The organism is Paraburkholderia sp. WC7.3g (assembly GCF_050436345.1).
Taxonomy (GTDB): Bacteria; Pseudomonadota; Gammaproteobacteria; order Burkholderiales; family Burkholderiaceae; genus Paraburkholderia; species Paraburkholderia podalyriae.
The window spans coordinates 802409-818236 of the sequence record NZ_JBNDMA010000004.1 but is presented as its reverse complement, the minus strand read 5'-3'; the positions used below and the strand labels follow the sequence as shown (position 1 = coordinate 818236).

17 protein-coding genes and 4 pseudogenes are annotated in these 15828 nt (G+C 58.2%); 14 read left to right on the top strand and 7 right to left on the bottom strand.

What is annotated here, in order from left to right; all coding sequences use genetic code 11:
* Positions 1-13: 13 nt before the first annotated feature.
* From OKW43_RS37120 to OKW43_RS37085, 8 genes are all read left to right on the top strand, one after another.
* Complete coding sequence (locus OKW43_RS37120; protein WP_429453531.1) at positions 14-205, top strand: hypothetical protein; 192 nt, start codon at positions 14-16, stop codon at positions 203-205.
* 71 nt (positions 206-276) lie between these two features.
* The gene (gene hmgA / locus OKW43_RS37115) at positions 277-1572 is read left to right on the top strand and encodes a homogentisate 1,2-dioxygenase (RefSeq protein WP_429453529.1); all 1296 of its coding nucleotides are present in this window, start codon (positions 277-279) and stop codon (positions 1570-1572) included.
* 20 nt (positions 1573-1592) lie between these two features.
* Positions 1593-2861 carry a fumarylacetoacetase gene (gene fahA / locus OKW43_RS37110; protein WP_429453527.1) on the top strand — a complete coding sequence of 423 codons (1269 nt, stop codon included), beginning with the start codon at positions 1593-1595 and terminating at the stop codon, positions 2859-2861.
* A 13-nt stretch (positions 2862-2874) separates the two neighbouring features.
* Positions 2875-3555: a maleylacetoacetate isomerase gene (maiA, locus tag OKW43_RS37105; protein ID WP_429453525.1), complete on the top strand. Its 681-nt coding sequence runs from the start codon at positions 2875-2877 to the stop codon at positions 3553-3555.
* A 541-nt stretch (positions 3556-4096) separates the two neighbouring features.
* A complete protein-coding gene (locus tag OKW43_RS37100) occupies positions 4097-4555 on the top strand; it encodes a hypothetical protein (protein ID WP_239499055.1) in 459 nt (152 codons plus the stop codon).
* Positions 4556-4599: 44 nt separating this feature from the next.
* Complete coding sequence (locus OKW43_RS37095; protein ID WP_429453523.1) at positions 4600-4779, top strand: hypothetical protein; 180 nt, start codon at positions 4600-4602, stop codon at positions 4777-4779.
* Between the two features lie 139 nt (positions 4780-4918).
* Positions 4919-5125, top strand: a complete 207-nt coding sequence (locus OKW43_RS37090; protein WP_018420240.1) for a type II toxin-antitoxin system VapB family antitoxin — start codon at positions 4919-4921, stop codon at positions 5123-5125.
* Positions 5122-5502: a type II toxin-antitoxin system VapC family toxin gene (locus tag OKW43_RS37085; protein ID WP_187637106.1), complete on the top strand. Its 381-nt coding sequence runs from the start codon at positions 5122-5124 to the stop codon at positions 5500-5502. Before OKW43_RS37090 ends, OKW43_RS37085 begins: the two co-directional genes overlap by 4 nt.
* 757 nt (positions 5503-6259) lie before the next feature.
* On the opposite strand, the gene OKW43_RS37080 is transcribed toward OKW43_RS37085, so the two are convergent.
* Positions 6260-6919 carry a TetR/AcrR family transcriptional regulator gene (locus OKW43_RS37080; RefSeq protein WP_429453521.1) on the bottom strand — a complete coding sequence of 220 codons (660 nt, stop codon included), beginning with the start codon at positions 6917-6919 and terminating at the stop codon, positions 6260-6262.
* Positions 6920-7352: 433 nt separating this feature from the next.
* On the opposite strand from OKW43_RS37080, the gene OKW43_RS37075 reads away from it, so the two are divergent.
* The 4 genes from OKW43_RS37075 to OKW43_RS37060 all read left to right on the top strand — a co-directional run bounded on the left by OKW43_RS37075 (position 7353) and on the right by OKW43_RS37060 (position 10160).
* Complete coding sequence (locus tag OKW43_RS37075; protein WP_429454744.1) at positions 7353-8627, top strand: polyhydroxyalkanoate depolymerase; 1275 nt, start codon at positions 7353-7355, stop codon at positions 8625-8627.
* Positions 8628-8683: 56 nt separating this feature from the next.
* Positions 8684-8923, top strand: coding sequence for a hypothetical protein (locus OKW43_RS37070; RefSeq protein ID WP_429453519.1), 240 nt, complete (start codon positions 8684-8686; stop codon positions 8921-8923).
* A 441-nt stretch (positions 8924-9364) separates the two neighbouring features.
* Positions 9365-9571, top strand: coding sequence for a hypothetical protein (locus tag OKW43_RS37065; protein WP_429453517.1), 207 nt, complete (start codon positions 9365-9367; stop codon positions 9569-9571).
* Positions 9572-9710: 139 nt separating this feature from the next.
* Positions 9711-10160, top strand: coding sequence for a hypothetical protein (locus OKW43_RS37060; RefSeq protein ID WP_429453515.1), 450 nt, complete (start codon positions 9711-9713; stop codon positions 10158-10160).
* Positions 10161-10249: 89 nt separating this feature from the next.
* Here the strand turns inward: OKW43_RS37060 and OKW43_RS37055 are convergent.
* A pseudogene (locus OKW43_RS37055) lies at positions 10250-10352 on the bottom strand (IS6 family transposase); the annotation flags it as partial.
* Positions 10353-10409: 57 nt separating this feature from the next.
* Between OKW43_RS37055 and OKW43_RS37050 the strand changes: the two are divergent.
* A pseudogene (locus OKW43_RS37050) lies at positions 10410-10954 on the top strand (tyrosine-type recombinase/integrase); the annotation flags it as partial.
* A gap of 142 nt (positions 10955-11096) precedes the next feature.
* On the opposite strand, the pseudogene OKW43_RS37045 reads toward OKW43_RS37050, so the two are convergent.
* Together OKW43_RS37045 and OKW43_RS37040 are read right to left on the bottom strand one after the other, a co-directional pair.
* Positions 11097-11228 (bottom strand): annotated as a pseudogene (locus OKW43_RS37045) (DUF1488 family protein); the annotation flags it as partial.
* A gap of 4 nt (positions 11229-11232) precedes the next feature.
* Positions 11233-11454, bottom strand: coding sequence for a hypothetical protein (locus OKW43_RS37040; RefSeq protein WP_429453513.1), 222 nt, complete (start codon positions 11452-11454; stop codon positions 11233-11235).
* A gap of 776 nt (positions 11455-12230) precedes the next feature.
* On the opposite strand from OKW43_RS37040, the gene OKW43_RS37035 reads away from it, so the two are divergent.
* Entirely contained in the window at positions 12231-12614 is a 384-nt protein-coding gene (locus OKW43_RS37035; RefSeq protein ID WP_429453511.1) for a hypothetical protein, read from the top strand.
* 226 nt (positions 12615-12840) lie between these two features.
* Here the strand turns inward: OKW43_RS37035 and OKW43_RS37030 are convergent.
* The 3 genes and pseudogenes from OKW43_RS37030 to OKW43_RS37020 all read right to left on the bottom strand — a co-directional run.
* Positions 12841-13149: pseudogene (locus OKW43_RS37030) on the bottom strand (IS110 family transposase); the annotation flags it as partial.
* Between the two features lie 82 nt (positions 13150-13231).
* Complete coding sequence (locus OKW43_RS37025) at positions 13232-13966, bottom strand: response regulator transcription factor (protein WP_429453509.1); 735 nt, start codon at positions 13964-13966, stop codon at positions 13232-13234.
* Positions 13963-15195 carry a sensor histidine kinase gene (locus OKW43_RS37020; RefSeq protein WP_429453507.1) on the bottom strand — a complete coding sequence of 411 codons (1233 nt, stop codon included), beginning with the start codon at positions 15193-15195 and terminating at the stop codon, positions 13963-13965. Before OKW43_RS37020 ends, OKW43_RS37025 begins: the two co-directional genes overlap by 4 nt.
* Positions 15196-15828: the final 633 nt, after the last annotated feature.

The following is a 15828-nucleotide window of genomic DNA, read 5'->3' as shown; positions in this document are numbered from 1 at the left end:
AAAGGAGAACGCGATGACCGACAGCGACCTCGACATCGTTTATACCCGGCTGTGCAGGACCATGACTCAACTGGGTCAGCCGAACACTTCGCTTTTCCTCGCGCGCTTCGCCATGCTCGCGATCGACAGGATCGACGACCCCGCCGTCGCACTGAATTTAATCGACGACGCAAGCGAAGGAATGACTGAATCAGCGCCGCGGTAGGGTTCCAATCCACAAGCCCGCCTCGTAGCGCTTTTTCTGGCTTCCCATATCCTTCGCAGGAACGCGAAACAATGACCGTCAATTATCAAACCGGCTTCGCCAATGAGTTTGCCACCGAGGCGCTGCCGGGCGCCCTTCCCGTGGGGCGTAACTCTCCGCAACGCGTGCCTTATGGCCTATACGCAGAACAACTCTCAGGGACTGCATTCACGGCGCCGCGCCATAACAATCGGCGTTCGTGGTTGTACCGGATCCGGCCAGCGGCCATGCACTCGCCATTCCAGCGTATCGAGAACTCGCGCCTGTTGAGCCGCTTCGACGAAGTACCGACGCCACCGGATCAGTTGCGCTGGGATCCCCTTCCGATGCCCGATGCACCGACCGATTTCGTGGCTGGTCTTGTAACCATGGCGGGCAACGGCGCGCCCGATGTAGGGCGAGGATGCGGTATCCACCTGTATGCCGCGAACTGTTCCATGACCGACCGATTTTTCTACAACGCCGACGGTGAGTTGCTTGTCGTGCCGCAACAAGGACGGCTGCGCGTGGCAACCGAAATGGGACTGCTGGAAGTCGAACCGCAGGAGATCGTCGTCATCCCGCGAGGCGTGCGTTTCCGGGTTGAACTGCCCGATGGCGAGGCGCGCGGCTACGTGTGCGAGAACTACGGCGCGCTGTTCAAGCTGCCCGACCTTGGCGTCATTGGCTCCAATGGCCTGGCGAATCCGCGTGATTTTCTGACGCCGGTCGCGTCGTATGAAGACCGGGAAGGCGACTTCGAACTGATCGCGAAGTTCGAAGGCAATCTCTGGCGCTCCCGGATCGACCACTCGCCGCTCGACGTCGTCGCATGGCACGGAAACTATGCGCCGTACAAGTACGACCTGCGGCGCTTCAACACGATTGGTTCAATAAGCTACGACCATCCCGACCCCTCGATTTTCCTGGCGCTCCAGTCCCCCACTGATACCCCCGGCGTCGATTCGATCGACTTTGTCATTTTCCCGCCGCGTTGGTTGCCCATGGAAAACACGTTCCGTCCGCCATGGTTCCACCGAAATTTCGCAAGCGAGTTCATGGGACTGATTCATGGCGCGTATGACGCGAAGGCTGAAGGTTTTGCGCCCGGCGGTGCGTCGCTTCACAACTGCATGAGTGGTCATGGCCCAGATGCCGAAACCTTCGCCAGGGCGAGCACCGCAGACACGACCCGGCCTGATCACATCACGAACACGCTGGCGTTCATGTTCGAAACGCCCGCCGTCATCCGGCCGACGCGCCATGCGCTGGAATCGTCGCAGCTCCAAGGCGAGTATTACCGGTGCTGGCAGGGCCTCAAGAAGCATTTCAACCCGGCACAAGCCTGATAGGACGTTGGAGAAATCACATGTCGTTGATCAACGAGACGCACAGCCCGGCTCTGAAAAGTTGGGTGGAACAGGCAAACCGACCGGGGAGCGATTTTCCAATCCAGAATCTTCCATTTGGTCGTTATCGACCGATGGGCACGGACGAGGACTTCAAGATTGGGGTAGCCATTGGCGACCAGATTTTAAGTCTGCAGGGCACAGGCCTGATCGACAGTCCGGACATGAACGCGTTGATGGCACTTGATTCAACAACTCGACTGGAGTTGCGCCGCGCCATTTCCCGAGGCCTGGCGCACGGCAGCGAGCAGCAACAAGCATGGTCGACGCTGCTTATCAACCAGAGCGCGGCGGAGATGGCAGCGCCTTGCCGAATCGGAGACTACACAGATTTTTATACGGGCATTCACCACGCCATGTCTGTCGGCAAGCTGTTCAGGCCCGACCAGCCGCTGATGCCGAATTACAAATGGATGCCGATTGGTTATCACGGTCGGTCTTCATCCATTCGCGTGAGCGGCCAGACGTTTCGGCGTCCGCGTGGGCAAACCAAAACGCCGGACGCCGCGCAACCCACCTTTGGTCCCAGCCGACGACTGGACTACGAACTCGAACTTGGCTACTTCGTCGGTCGCGGCAACGATTTGGGGCAACCCGTTTCCATCGAAGACGCGGAGAATCATCTTTTCGGTGTGACACTGCTCAACGACTGGTCCGCGCGCGACATCCAGGCGTGGGAGTACCAGCCGCTCGGCCCGTTCCTGTCCAAGAACTTCGCGACAACCGTCTCTCCGTGGTTAATCACGACCGAGGCACTGGCACCCTTCCGCGCGCCGTTGACGCGTCCCGACGGTGACCCGCAGCCGCTCCCTTACCTCGACGCCGCCCGTAATCGCAAGGAAGGCGCATTCGACATCACACTTGAGGTGTTGATCCTAACGGAGCGCATGGTCGGGTCAGGCCTCCCACCTCAGCGCTTGACGCTGGGCAACGCTGGCACAGCTGCCTACTGGACCGCGGCACAACTGGTGACCCACCACACGGTCAACGGCTGCAATCTCCAGCCAGGCGATCTGCTTGGTTCCGGTACATTGTCGGGCCCCGCCGCCAATGAGGCTGGCTCGCTACTCGAATTGACCGAGGGCGGCAGGCAGCCCGTCGTGTTGGCCAATGGCGAGCAGCGGACCTTCCTGGAGGACGGCGACACGCTGATTCTGCGTGGATGGTGCGAACGTCCCGGCGCGGTTCGCATCGGACTCGGCGAAGTCCGTGGCACCGTCCTGGCCTAAAAAGGAGCCACCGATGACAGTTTCGAACAAGCCGGATGCCGCGGTCTCAGATCGCGTCCTTTACACATATTTCCGCAGTTCTGCGGCGTACCGGGTGCGCATTGCGCTCAACCTGAAGGGTCTCGATTACCGTACAGTGCCCGTCCACTTGCTTCGTGACGGCAGACAGCAACATCAACCCGAATATCGCGCGGTAAATCCTTTCGTGCCGAGCTACCGCGAGGATGGTCGAACCATCCGTCAATCGTTGGCCATCATCGAATACCTCGAGGAATGCCGCCCCGACCCGCCGTTGTTGCCCGACGCACCATTTGCGCGTGCAGAGGTAAGGCAGTTGGCGCTATCAATCGGGAGTGAAATCCATCCGCTTAACAATCCGCGGGTTCTAAAATATCTGGAGCACGAGATACATGTCGACGAGGCGGCACGGCTAGATTGGATGCGCCACTGGATGACGACCGGACTCGAGGCGTTGGAAACGCTATTGGTGGATATGGGTTCATCCGGGCGCTTCTGCCATGGCGATCGACCCACGCTGGCAGACTGTTGCGTGGTGCCTCAGTTGTTTAATGCGCGACGGTTCGAGGTCGATCTCTCCCAATGCCCGCGTTTATTGGAAATCGTCGAGGCCTGCAGCGCACTACAGGCTTTTCAGAACGCGCATCCGAGCAGACAGCCAGACGCGGCGTCGTAAGAGGACCATGACTTATTGTCGACTTCGGAGACTCAGCCATCGCAAGGGCCGTTCTCTGTCGGTTGCTCGAACGGCCGCTATCCGACATACCTAAGCCGTTGGAGTGGCGGCAGATCGCCCCGTCGAACGGCGGAAGTTGGCCGGCTACTGCCTGATGCGGTCGGCCGGAACGAGCCGAGGCGGTCGATCGGCTTGTTCCTTCTGACGGTATCTTTCCGGCCGACCGGCACCTCTTCGATGACACGGCCGGAGTGGTTGCCTAGGGGGACAAGAGGCGTGGCCCGTAACGGATTGATTGTCGCAACAGTGACAGATTCACGGCGGTCTACGGAAGCGCGGGACGATTGCGAGAAATCAGGATTGATTGAGCTGCTGCCGAACTACTGACGTCCAGGAGCACGGCCTCTTCACAACCTTTTTGCGGATGCACTCCCTTTCCAATACTTGTACGCATAAGTCGGTGGTGTGACCACCGAAACTGATCCGGCAGACAGCTTCGCTATAATCGGGCTATCTTCCCAGACCACCCTGCTTCGAGTAGATGTCCGTCAAACGAAACCGGTCTCGGACTGGCCAGCCACGCCGGCCGCTGACAAAGGCGCTGTTGTTACCGATGGATCGTGCGTCCGCTAGCGAACAGTCCCTGAGGCTGCATCTGGCGCTGGTCGCTTGTCGTGAGTGCCAGGCCAATAGTCACCTGATCAACGAACTGATGCGCGCCGTCTATCTTGCTTATTTCTTGCAACGCGCGGGCTACGGAAGGCATCCCGCCGCGCACTTCAAGGTCGCCGAGTGCGCTGTGGAGGTGGCGCTGGCGCACGCGTATGGGACGGGCGAATGGCGTCTGACGCCGGACGTCATCGGTGACTTTGAAGAACTGATAGCGCTGTATGACGCGCAACTTGCCCGCGCACCACTGCATGCGGTACGTCACGCCGAAGAGCAACTCAGGGATTTTCTCGCAGGAACCGAAAGTTCGCCTATCGTCGTCGAGGAGTAACACTCGCGCCGCTGCACTGGCTTGTAGGTGTATGAGTTCAAGCTATGACATTCCTGGGTGTGAGCGGTGATCTCTGGCAGCGCGAAGCCAAGCCTGGGGATAAGCAGTTTTTCGGCACGTTTCTCGAAAACTTGATCGCGTGGAAGCGCGATTTCTCCGCGGAGCCCGTCGCTGCAGCAGCTGGTCGAGTCGTTGCGGATGGTCGCGCCACAGTGACGCAGTGAGCACGCCGTGGATCCGGCGCGTTGCACGCAACACAGCTCCTTCGACACTCCCGTGCGGCCTACCCCATCTTTCGTGCAGGAAGAAGCGTCAAATATTTGATGCTATAATTGATGCAATTCAGCATCAACTGGAAGTCAAATGCGAACCACGGTTACGATCGACGACAACCTTTACGAGCGCGCTCTCGAGCTCGCCGACCCTGACATGGATAAGGCCGACCTGTTTCGAGTGGCGATGCAGACGTTTGTTCGCGTTCAGGCTGGTAAGCGTCTGGCGTCGCTGGGCGGCACCGAGCCCGGTATGCCCGACATCCCGCGGCGCCGATCGGAGCCTGCGGCTCAATGAGCGTCCTCATCGATACATCTGTGTGGGTCGATCATTTCCGTCGCGCGAATGCGAGACTGGTCCAGCTGATCACCAGCGATCAGGCGCTCACCCATCCAGTTGTGCTTGTTGAGCTCGCCTGCGGCACTCCGCCTGCACCCCGCGCACGTACGCTCCACGACATCGGGCTGCTGCAACATGCGACGCACGCGACATGGACTGAGGTGATGGAGTTTATCGAGGCAAGACAATTTTATGGGCGAGGCTGCGGCAGCAGCGACCTTACGCTGCTTGCGTCAACTTTGATGACTCCCGGTGCGTCACTTTGGACCTTGGACAAACGACTCGCCCAGCTCGCCGGTGAACTCGGCATCGCGGATATGCGTGACATCCACTAGGCGCGGCATCCCCCCGGGCACGTCATTCGGCACTTTCCAGGATCAGCGCTATCGCTGTGCAAAAACCTGCGGTCTTACAGCTCACCCACCTGAGCAGTTCCTGACGAGGCTTCTCCGGTCCGCAGGCGGGATTTTATATGTCGCACAATACATAGTTATACTAACTAATAAAATGCTAATTTCTTTTATGTCAAATTTCGGATGGGCGATCTGTTGGCGACGACGAGTGAATCCGAAGCCCGATGATTCGACTAACCTGCCGTCCCGCGAGCAGCACGCCCGTAAGTGTTCCGGGCTACCCCTACTGGTAGCCGTCTACCAGATGAGCCGCGCCGGTAACTGGGGTGGTTCCAGCGCTTCGCGCGCATTTGTGGGCGGCGACAATGGCTTTGTCCGGTCGTGCTGCTTGACGCTCCCAACACTTGGTATGTGGTGACCGGCCTGGTGTCGACACGGCTAGAAGGTGACCCGGGCAAACCACCCCGGACATCAGTACTGTCAAAGGTTCGTGTTATGCGAAGGATACCGAAACATCATGAGTGGTGGCCTCCGTATCTGTTGGGGGGAAGGTTGTCCACCGCCGGTGAGCGTCGTGGTCGAGACAGGCGACCTGCTGGCCCGGCAGTGGACAACCTTCCCCTCTCCCAAGGATCCTTCTTCAAATCGGCTCAAAATGGCGGAGAATGGTGACGGGAACAGGATCGCTAAAGGGCTTGACTTTCGTTGCCCCATAGAAGGAACACTTAAGACTGTGGCCTTATTGTTGCGCCTTGCTTAGCGCTTTCCAAACTACTTTTGCGGCGGTCTGAAATGCGCCCAGATCAGGCGCGTTATCTCCAGCTCGACGGATAAAAACGACCAAGCCCTGCAAGTGCGAGACGAGCAAAGCACCGCGGAGCGCGCATTCCCCAGACGTCAGCGCCGGGTTTATTTTCGCAACAAGACCCGCAAAGATTTCCTGGAATTCTCCCGTGATTTCCGCCGTCAAATCGCGCGCAAACTCCTCATGCTCGGCCAAACTCCACGATTCGAGGGCGAAGGCGCTCGTGCTGGTGCCAGGCCGCGTCAGTGCAGCAAACGCCTCGTCGACGATCGCATCGAGGCGGGCTTCCGGCGATCGCAGCTTATCCCTGGCGAGCGTTCGATAAAGCTCAAGGTAGCGGTTGGCCATCGCTCTCAACGTGGCTCGCAACAGGTCTTCCCGGGTACCGAAATAGTGCTGCAAGGTGCTCAGGCGAATACCCGCATCGCTCGCCACACGGCGTTGGGTGAACCCTGCGTTACCTTCGGTAGCGAAAACGCTGATCGCGACCTCGAGGATCTCCGGCACGCGCGTTGTTCTGTTGCCTCGCCGCCGGGGCTCGCCTAGCGCGCTCGAGCCTAGCATTTCCGCCGATGTGATCGTCATTTCTTTCATCTGCGCCCAACTCCTCATGACGGGTTATCTCCGCAGGACAGTTCCTTCCGGCCGCCGAAATGGTGCGCCTGACTCTGGTGCGCCTGACTCGGCTCGCGCCTGGCTCATGAGGGGATTCCTCAGTCAGTGTCTGCGGGCCGCCGGGAAGCCGAAGCAGCCGTCCCTTCCTGTCATCCGACCTATGTATGGTAGGTGAAGAAACCAATTAAACACAGTTAACATACTGTCCATCACACGCTTCATGATCAACTGCTTGGGTCTGACCCATCGAACCGTCGCTAAATCCTCGTACTTATTGGTATTTCTCCCCTCCTTACTGGTCTTGATTATTGGTCTACTGACTACTAGTATTTGGTCATAAGACCTATTTCAGCGGGTCTGTTGCTGAATGCGTCGAGGCGGCTGCCGTAGTCAAGGAGAAGCTGACGTGTTGATGTCCTACCCCCTGCGCGAGTTGCAAACTGCGATCTGGGCGCCGTTCCTTCCCTGGCTGCAGGCCACCGCCAGCTTACTTGCGGGTTCCGGCAACGCCGCTTCCGCACTGCCCGCCTGTCAGCTCGTGGCCGGCTGCGAGCTGTTGGCGCGGCTCTGCAAGCGCTACCCGAAACCGGAATTCGGCCTGACCGACGCCGTCGTCGACGGTCAGCAGGTCGCGGTGACTGAAACCGTCGTGCTGGACCGGCCGTTCTGCCGGCTGCTGCATTTCGAGCGCGCCACGCCCCACAGGCATCCCGTCGCGCTGGTCGTCGCGCCCCTGTCGGGCCATCACGCAACGCTGCTGCGTGACACCGTGGCGGCGATGCTGCCGGATTTCGACGTCTACATCACCGACTGGCGCGATGCCCGCACGGTTCCGCTCGCCGAGGGCGCCTTTCACCTGGACGACTACGTCGCGTATCTGCGCGAATTTCTGCGTTTCCTGGGATCGGACGTTCATGTTGTATCGGTCTGCCAGTCGACCGTGCCGGTGCTCGCCGCTGTTTCGCTGATGGCGACTCATGGCGAGACGACGCCGAGAAGCATGACGCTGATCGGCGGCCCGATCGACGCGCGTCGCGGTCCGACGACCGTCAACGAATTCGCCGTCAGCAAACCGCTCGACTGGTTCGCATGCGAACTGACCGAGACCGTGCCGGGTAACTATCCCGGTGCCGGCCGCCAGGTATATCCCGGCTTCCTGCAGCACGCGGCCTTCGTGGCGATGAATCCTGAGCGCCACCTGGATTCGCATAGGCGCTACTACTGCGACGTGGCAGCCGGCAACAGCGAAGCGGCTGACGCGCATCGCCGCTTCTACGACGAGTACAACGCCGTGCTCGACATGGCGGCCGAATACTATCTGGAAACGGTTCGGGTGGTCTTTCAGGAGTTCTGCCTGGCGCGCGGCACCTGGCAGGTGCGCGGCGAACACGTCCGCCCGGACGCCATCAAGGCCACTGCACTGATCACCGTCGAAGGTGAGCGGGACGACATCTGCGGGCGGGGCCAGACCCACGCGGCTCACGATCTTTGCACGGGACTCGACGCGTTGCTCAAACACCGGGTGACGGCCCGCGGCTGCGGCCACTACGGGATTTTCTCGGGCCATGCCTGGCGCACCGCGATCTATCCGCAACTTCGTGACCTGATCTATCAGCACGAATCGCACGTCAGCAACGAATCGGCCGCCGACTTGCACACCGGTGTCCTCGAGGGCGTGGCGCCCTGACGGCGTTAGGCAAGGGGCGCGCCCGATCAACGGCCATGGGGTTGAAGGAGCAGCAGATGAACACCGATCAGAAGTCCTTGCGATGGTTGATTGACAAATGGCTGGCGCCAACGCCGGCCATGCCGGTCCGCCTGACCCGATACGGTCGTGCAAACTCGAGCCACAGACGCTGCGTGCGTGTGGAGTCGTTGCGAACGAACGGCTCGCTGGCCATTTTCTTCTTCCGGCACGATGATGGATCGTGGCGCGTGTTCCCGCCCGCGTCCAGACGGCCAGTGATGCTTGCCTACCCGTGAACTGGATAGACAGACATGGCACCTCAGCATGGAAAGTCTGGCCGGCCCGGCTCGCATTTTTAGTACAAGCCGCGGTTTCGCGTTACGGGTGTCTGGAATCGCCCGGCCTTAAATGCTGCCTGGTGCTCGCCATACTGTGCGGATAGCGAGCGCCAAGGAGATCCTGCCTCGGAGGGGACTGCGATGAAACGGCGTGCGGGACGTGTTGGAGCAGTGGGCGCGCGGTGGGCGTTGTGAGGGTCCTGGCAGTACGGCGAACCTGGGACCTGTCCAATGAGCAGGTATTCAACGCGCACTGCGCTTATCGCGCATGGAACTGCATGTTTATCGTCCCGTTCCGGGCTGGGCACTTCCCTATGTTCCCAGGAGGTCCGCGATGCACGCTTACCGGCTTGCGGCGTGAGCGACGGGTCGATAGTCGGACGATCTGAGGAGAACGGAATGAACATCCTGGAACTGGCGGGGAATGCCGGAATGCTGGTCGTACTCGATGGCAGGACCGGTTGCACCGGGTACCGCAGCGTCCATGGAACCCTGGATGCGTTTCAGCGTTTTGTTCATGCGTTGGAGTCGGCATTGGCGAATGATGAGGAATCCGATTGGTCTCCGTGTCGGGGAGGCCTGTGCGCGGAGTCTTCGTCACCTTGAAGACATGGTGCCGGAGCGCCACCAGGGAGGCCCTCGCGCTGACCTGGAATCCGCTTCTGAGCGCTGGCCATGAAACCGGAGCGGGTGCAGGACGTGCTGGTCCCGGACCGTGAGCAAGCTCGATTGAGTGGAGTGACTGATGAAGGTTTCCGCAATTTACACCTGGGTAACGGTGCTTACTGCAATCGCCGCGGGGCTCCCTTCGGGCTCTTCCTACGCCCACGCACTCGATCCGCAACTCGACTGTAGATCGAACGCACACGCGTTCATCGCCCCGCTGCTAAAGAGCCAGTATATCGATCCGAATCCGATGCGCGTCGAAGCAAACTCGGTCAACGCCTTTCGACCGGCGCACGGCAGCAAGTTGACGGCATTTGGCTTTCCCGTCTACGCCGTCCTCGGGTATGAACACGACGATGCACTGTTCAAACGCGGAGATGGTCGGCCCGTCACGGACTCAGCCTATGGGGTAGTAGTAATCGGCCCCACCGATTCAGTAGAAGCGCACGCGCGCCAGACCGGCAGCGGCGCTGTCATTCGTCAAGTTGTTCCCCTCTTGCTAACGGCCATTTTCTGCAGCGGACCGTGACGCGCTCAGCGGTGCCGTCATGCATGCAGTGGGATGGCGTTGTTACATGAGTGTCTGCGTCGCAGTAGTGCGATCAACGGGCCCCTTCCTTAAAAGCCGGACGGATTTTTGGGTGAGCTCGGTGAAACGATGCCATGTGGCGAAGCATTCGCTGAGTTGCTTTCGGTAGAGCGACGCACGCAATAAGGGTCGGCCAGCACTTGCGATTAGCTTAATCTGCAGGTAATAACGAATCCCGGCCATACCTCTTATCTTGGTGGTCTACGGATTACGGACGTGGGTGCGAGCACGATGGGACGTTTTTTCCGTCGTCCTGACGAAAACGGGAAAGATCGCTGGTGGCTTGAAGTGATGGGCGAAGGTGGCAAGGAGCGGCTGGTTCGCGCCACCGCGGAGATGATGACGGAACTCGGCAGGTACCGGCTGGCACGCGGACTGCCGGCCCTCCCCTCTCCGGGCGAGGACATGCCACTCGTGCTGCCGGTCGGCCAGTCACTCGAGCCACTCACGCCCGCCGAATTGCACCGGATCATGAAGGACGTCTTCGGCGGCACGGATGAAGCGTTGCGCGCGTGGCGAAAAACATGCGCAGCGCGCCGATCGTCTCGAGCAAGCATCGGGTACACTGGCTGCGTCACAGCGCAGGCTCACATATGGCAGACCAGCAACTGGATCTGCGACTCGTGCGCGACAACCTCGGACATGCGTCCCTGACGACAACCAGTCAGTATCTGCACGTGGACGATGATCGCCGGCACCGCGAGACTGATGAGAAACACCGCATTGACTGGTGACGGGCGGCAGCCGGAGGACTAACCTCCGGCCTCGAAATCCTGAGTAGTGAGCCTGACCGGTCTGCCCGGACGCAGGCGGATTTTTTCGTTCGGCGACCGCGATAATGCGACGCCGTCCCTCAGCAAATGCCTTGAGCATACGGACCTGATCAGCGTCTCCGGGCAGCCAGAATTGCGCTTCAAGCGCTTCCCGCGTGATCACACAGGCGACCTCACTGCATTGCCCGGCCAGGCGAAACGAGATTTCATATCGGTCCGTCGCGACGTCGGGCATCAGGTCAATCATGTCCATTTTTTACACCTCGTGAGTTCAACCAGGGGCCTTTAAGCTGCTGTCGCCTGTCTTCAATTTTACAGAACAGACGGAAGACGGATGCGCCGCTGATTTCCGCCACGTAGATAAACCGTCGCGTAAACTCCGCCCCGCTGCCTTTGCAGGCAGGGTTTGGGTTTGGATTTTGATACGGATGCGATGAAGCCAGACTGTTAGTTGCATCCATATGGCTGACTCAAGTCCTCAAGGTGAGCCTTTGCGGGACGCGAGCTGCACGCGGTAATTCGAAACCCGATCAGTTGGTCAAGCCACCCGGGGCTGGATAATCGCGCGGGATGAAGGAGGCCGGGTTGGTTTTCGTTTCGCGTGGGGAGATCGGTTGAAGTCGACTCTGAGCCAGCTGTTGTCGATACCTTGGAAACGGCCATTCGATTCGCGATACAGAGTGTTGCTTGTCTGCCTGAGCCGTCATTCGAGCATCGGTGCCGGTCAGACGGGTATGGGGCGCTTTCCTGTCATTCACAGGTCGGTGGTCGCGAATGACTCGTCCCGCGGAAAGCGAACGAGTACTTGCGACCCGTTGCCGTCCTTCAACCCAGCGCGGCTCTGGCGGCCGCTTCCAATGTACAACGGCCATTCAGTCGGTCGCATTAGCTGGCTGGTGGTCTGCCTAAGCCGTCACTCGCAGATGCGCCATAAGCAGCGAGATGAAACGACTGCTTGGGCCTCTTCAATCTCCAGCAAATGATCGCGGTTTCGCAAAGGACGATTCAACCTCGCGAAGCTCGGTCTCAGAAATCCCGCTGCGCCTGCCGTCTGGAATGCGGCGTTCACAAAAGGGCCTGTCGATCTTGTAATTTCCGATTCACGGCCGATTAATTTGCCAAGGGCATCATCCGTCCAACGTGAACGCAACCGAAAATCGTCAGGCAATGCTGTCTTTGCAAACTTGCTCTGCCGATCTTGTAATTTTCGATTCCGACCGATTCCGGGGACACAAAAATGACACTCCTAAAGAGGCTTTTTGGCAATAACTGCAAAAAGAAGGAAAAAACTTTGGCTGGCATTAAGCGCCGGGCGAAGATCGGAGTCACAATCACCCTGGTCTCATCTCAACTCAAGGCTAATGACATGCTACTTCCTGATGAAATCAAGGGGATTGCGCGCCCGATCAAAAGCGTTCAAGCAAACGGCGTGAGTTTCGATCCCAGTGGTCCTGGTGGGGAACGCAGAGCACAGCTCATCTGGCCGGATGAACCACAGGACAAACAAGGTTCTCTGAGCTTGATAGCAAGCCCTCACGGAACTCTGGCGGGCTTCCTTGATGATGACACTTTCATCGTGGACGACATGATTTTCTACAACACCTACCGGATAGCGGATTGATCGATGGCTGACAAAGACTCGCTCGAAATCTTCACCTAGTACCAACTACTGCGCTCGTCGGCTGCAACAGTTCGATCTTGCAACGCTTGTGAGCCTTCTATGCGCCGGTGCGGGAACCGAACTTCCTCAGATAACGTGAAATATTTCTTCTCGGCTCCGTGTCGTTCTAACCACGCTCTTACTTCATCGGCGGTCGGCGGCGCCGCGCGCTCCATGTCCCCGCGATGTGCATCTGGTTCGTTGTGCCTACGCGATCGCGAATCAGTGAATCACGTACCCGGAGTAGCGCGGACAGCGTCTGCTGCGATTCCGTGTTTGGCGTCACAGATCGAATGGCTGGTCGTGAGGCGGCTTGGCAGATTGCTTCGGCGTCGACAAAATCGTTCTTGTTAGCATTGACGAAAGGCCGTACGAATTGCGATCAGTTGCTGGCGCGATATCTTCCTGCGAAACGCCGCTATGCCAGACTTGTCCTGGCCGTGGAGCGGAACGAACGTTTGCCGAGATCGATTCCAATGAGTGCCACATCTTGCATCGCTTGATTCTCCGGTTGATGAACCCGTCCAGCGTAACTCACTGTCGGGTGGGGAGGACCATGCCATTACGATACGGCGTATTTACAATTCTTCTTCTGGACGAAAAAACCAGCCCACGCCACGCGCTGTATGGATGATCTGCGGCAGCGTAGAATCTAGCGTAACCTTCCGACGTAGACGGCCAATATGGATGTCTATGACGTTGCGCGTTGCGTCATTCCTATGGTTCCATACGCCTTCAAGCAGCATGCGTTGCGTGACGACTTCCCCGGCCGATCGAACCAGAAACTCGAGTAGAGTTCTCTCACGCTGGGTAAGTTCTATCGTCTTCCCGCGGCGCATGATGTGCGGCGATCCGGGATCCAGTTTAAGGTCGCCATGAGATAATTGAAGGTCCCAAACGATCGGGGCCTTGGCTCGAAGCAAAACATCGAGTCGGGCGATCAGTTCGACAAAATGAAATGGCTTGACCAGGTAATCATCGGCGCCGGTTCTAAGACCCATTACCCGCTCGTCAACCGCGCCCAATGCGCTCAAGATCAGAACTGGTGTCGCCAAGCCAACGTTGCGGAAGGTCGCAAGCAGAGAGAGACCGTCGATTTCCGGTAACATCCGATCAAGGACAATGACGTCAAACCTTCCGGTAGTCGCCAGCGTCAACCCCTGACTTCCAGTAGCCGCATGAGTGACATTGAATCCACGTTTTTCCAGTGCATTCGTTGTCTCACCCGCGATCTTGATGTCGTCTTCGATCAGCAGAATGCGTGCGCGAGCACTCACCTCATTCCTTACTATTACGGATTCGATACCACTCATGTGCATGACCGTATTGAAGAGTTAGTTTTCTGCTTTGAAGCCTTTGAATCCAGAGTGAGCCCGGTGATGACGAAAGTGCATCCCTGCGCGGTGTCGGGTATCCCGATCGTCATCTTATGCATGCGGACAATCGCGGCAGTCACGCTCAAACCTAACCCAGTACCTGTCGCCCCCCTGGAGAGCGTTGCGCGGTAAAAGCGCTTGAAAACACGACTTCGTTCATGGACAGGAATGCCTGGCCCCTGGTCGGCAATTTCAAGCGAGAAATTTGCGCCGTGATCCAATATGCGCACTGTGACGACGCCACCTTCAAAAGAGTACTTGATAGCATTTTCAATCACATTCCCAATCGCTTCGAATAGAAGACTGGTGTCTCCCAAAATCAGGACCTCATTCCAATCAGAAGTTGTGATATGAATCCGTCGCTCCTCTGCAACGGGCTCGTAATACTCCATGACTTCTCGCACCACGTCCCGCAAGTCGACTGCTTCGAACCCTTCCTCACGTAGGGCAACTTCAAGCTCGCCGATTCGCATGATCGCATTAAAGCGAGAAAGGACGTCGCCCGTGTTTTCGATCGCATCCTCGATCGCCTGCTGATAACTCTTCGCGCATGTGCCACGGGCGAGCGATCCTTCGAGCCCTCCGAGAAGACGCATTAGTGGCGTACGAAGGTCATGGGCGATGGCGTTGCATACGTCCTTGACTTCGTGGACGAGCCGCTCCATATCGTCAAGCATCGAATTCACAATGCTGTTGAGCTGATTGATGTCGTCAAAGGAACCATGTACTGGCAGGCGGCGGCTTAAGTCTCCTTGCACGATTGCCTGAGTAGTAATAGTTACCTCGCGAATCCTGCGTGTCGACGACACACCCGCGAAGGCCGCCGTGAGGAAGCCTATTAGCACAGTAGCGCTGCCCACACTCACAAGGATGCCAAGCAACTGTTCCCGGAAGTCATCAAGTTCTCGAACATCCTGGCATTGCACGCCAAGACGACCGAGGGCTAGTGTCGAAGCGATGCATCGGAATTCCCGATGATTCGAGGACGTGCCCGTACGGAGCGCGAAGACGCGGCCGTATCCTGGCACGTCTGGCATAGCATCTGGAAACGATCCAGCTAACAGTCTCCCGCTCCTGTCAAACAGACCAAATGGACGCATGCCCAGCTCGTCAATGCGAGTGTGGTGGTCGAAGTAGGAGCTGACCGTCGCCGGCTCCAATTTCATTACGCTGCCCTGCTCGCGAACTAGTTCTCTATCAAACGTATGGACGGCAAAGCCTCCAATGGAAAAATACAAATAGCTGAAGAGGCCAGCCGCGACCATTCCGAAGAAGCAGAGACAAGCAATTGCGACACGAAAGGCTGTCGTGCGCCTTAGAGATCGTTTCAAAAAAACCATTGAGGGATATTAGCTTCGTTTTGGATATTGCGCTGACATTCATAAAGCTCCTCGATCTTGGCTGCTGCCTGATCTGCTGAAACCACTTACAGAGAGCCAAACAGTCTTTACGAAACCCCGTCTTAACGCACGGATGGTATGCACGTAAGCTTGGGTTGCTGTGAAGGAATCTGCGAGATCGCAATTCTTTTATGCGGCAGGAAACAAGATCAATTGAGAATGCATCTTGGACGTGACACTGGTATGACGCGCAACGCGTCTCTGAAGGCACCAAATGAGCGCTACGAAGTTCGCTGGCTCATTTGTGATTGTTATGGAGGCAGCTTCGTTTAACTGATTGCTCCCGGAGTCTTGAGAATTACTCTACGCGAGAAGCGTGACCCATAGATCAACGGCCCCGCACAAGGTGAGGGGCTTGTCGCAATTGCTGCCGCCGGCCGCCTGGCGAGAAGCGGCGGC

Coding starts and splice junctions, on each gene's coding strand:
- OKW43_RS37035 (WP_429453511.1), top strand. CDS start 12,231: ATGACACTCCTAAAGAGGCTTTTTGGCAATAACTGCAAAAAGAAGGAA.
- OKW43_RS37040 (WP_429453513.1), bottom strand. CDS start 11,454: ATGGATGCAACTAACAGTCTGGCTTCATCGCATCCGTATCAAAATCCA.
- OKW43_RS37075 (WP_429454744.1), top strand. CDS start 7,353: ATGTCCTACCCCCTGCGCGAGTTGCAAACTGCGATCTGGGCGCCGTTC.
- OKW43_RS37070 (WP_429453519.1), top strand. CDS start 8,684: ATGAACACCGATCAGAAGTCCTTGCGATGGTTGATTGACAAATGGCTG.
- OKW43_RS37100 (WP_239499055.1), top strand. CDS start 4,097: ATGTCCGTCAAACGAAACCGGTCTCGGACTGGCCAGCCACGCCGGCCG.
- OKW43_RS37095 (WP_429453523.1), top strand. CDS start 4,600: ATGACATTCCTGGGTGTGAGCGGTGATCTCTGGCAGCGCGAAGCCAAG.
- OKW43_RS37080 (WP_429453521.1), bottom strand. CDS start 6,919: ATGAAAGAAATGACGATCACATCGGCGGAAATGCTAGGCTCGAGCGCG.
- fahA (WP_429453527.1), top strand. CDS start 1,593: ATGTCGTTGATCAACGAGACGCACAGCCCGGCTCTGAAAAGTTGGGTG.
- OKW43_RS37060 (WP_429453515.1), top strand. CDS start 9,711: ATGAAGGTTTCCGCAATTTACACCTGGGTAACGGTGCTTACTGCAATC.
- maiA (WP_429453525.1), top strand. CDS start 2,875: ATGACAGTTTCGAACAAGCCGGATGCCGCGGTCTCAGATCGCGTCCTT.
- OKW43_RS37065 (WP_429453517.1), top strand. CDS start 9,365: ATGAACATCCTGGAACTGGCGGGGAATGCCGGAATGCTGGTCGTACTC.
- OKW43_RS37025 (WP_429453509.1), bottom strand. CDS start 13,966: ATGAGTGGTATCGAATCCGTAATAGTAAGGAATGAGGTGAGTGCTCGC.
- OKW43_RS37090 (WP_018420240.1), top strand. CDS start 4,919: ATGCGAACCACGGTTACGATCGACGACAACCTTTACGAGCGCGCTCTC.
- hmgA (WP_429453529.1), top strand. CDS start 277: ATGACCGTCAATTATCAAACCGGCTTCGCCAATGAGTTTGCCACCGAG.
- OKW43_RS37120 (WP_429453531.1), top strand. CDS start 14: ATGACCGACAGCGACCTCGACATCGTTTATACCCGGCTGTGCAGGACC.
- OKW43_RS37020 (WP_429453507.1), bottom strand. CDS start 15,195: ATGAAATTGGAGCCGGCGACGGTCAGCTCCTACTTCGACCACCACACT.
- OKW43_RS37085 (WP_187637106.1), top strand. CDS start 5,122: ATGAGCGTCCTCATCGATACATCTGTGTGGGTCGATCATTTCCGTCGC.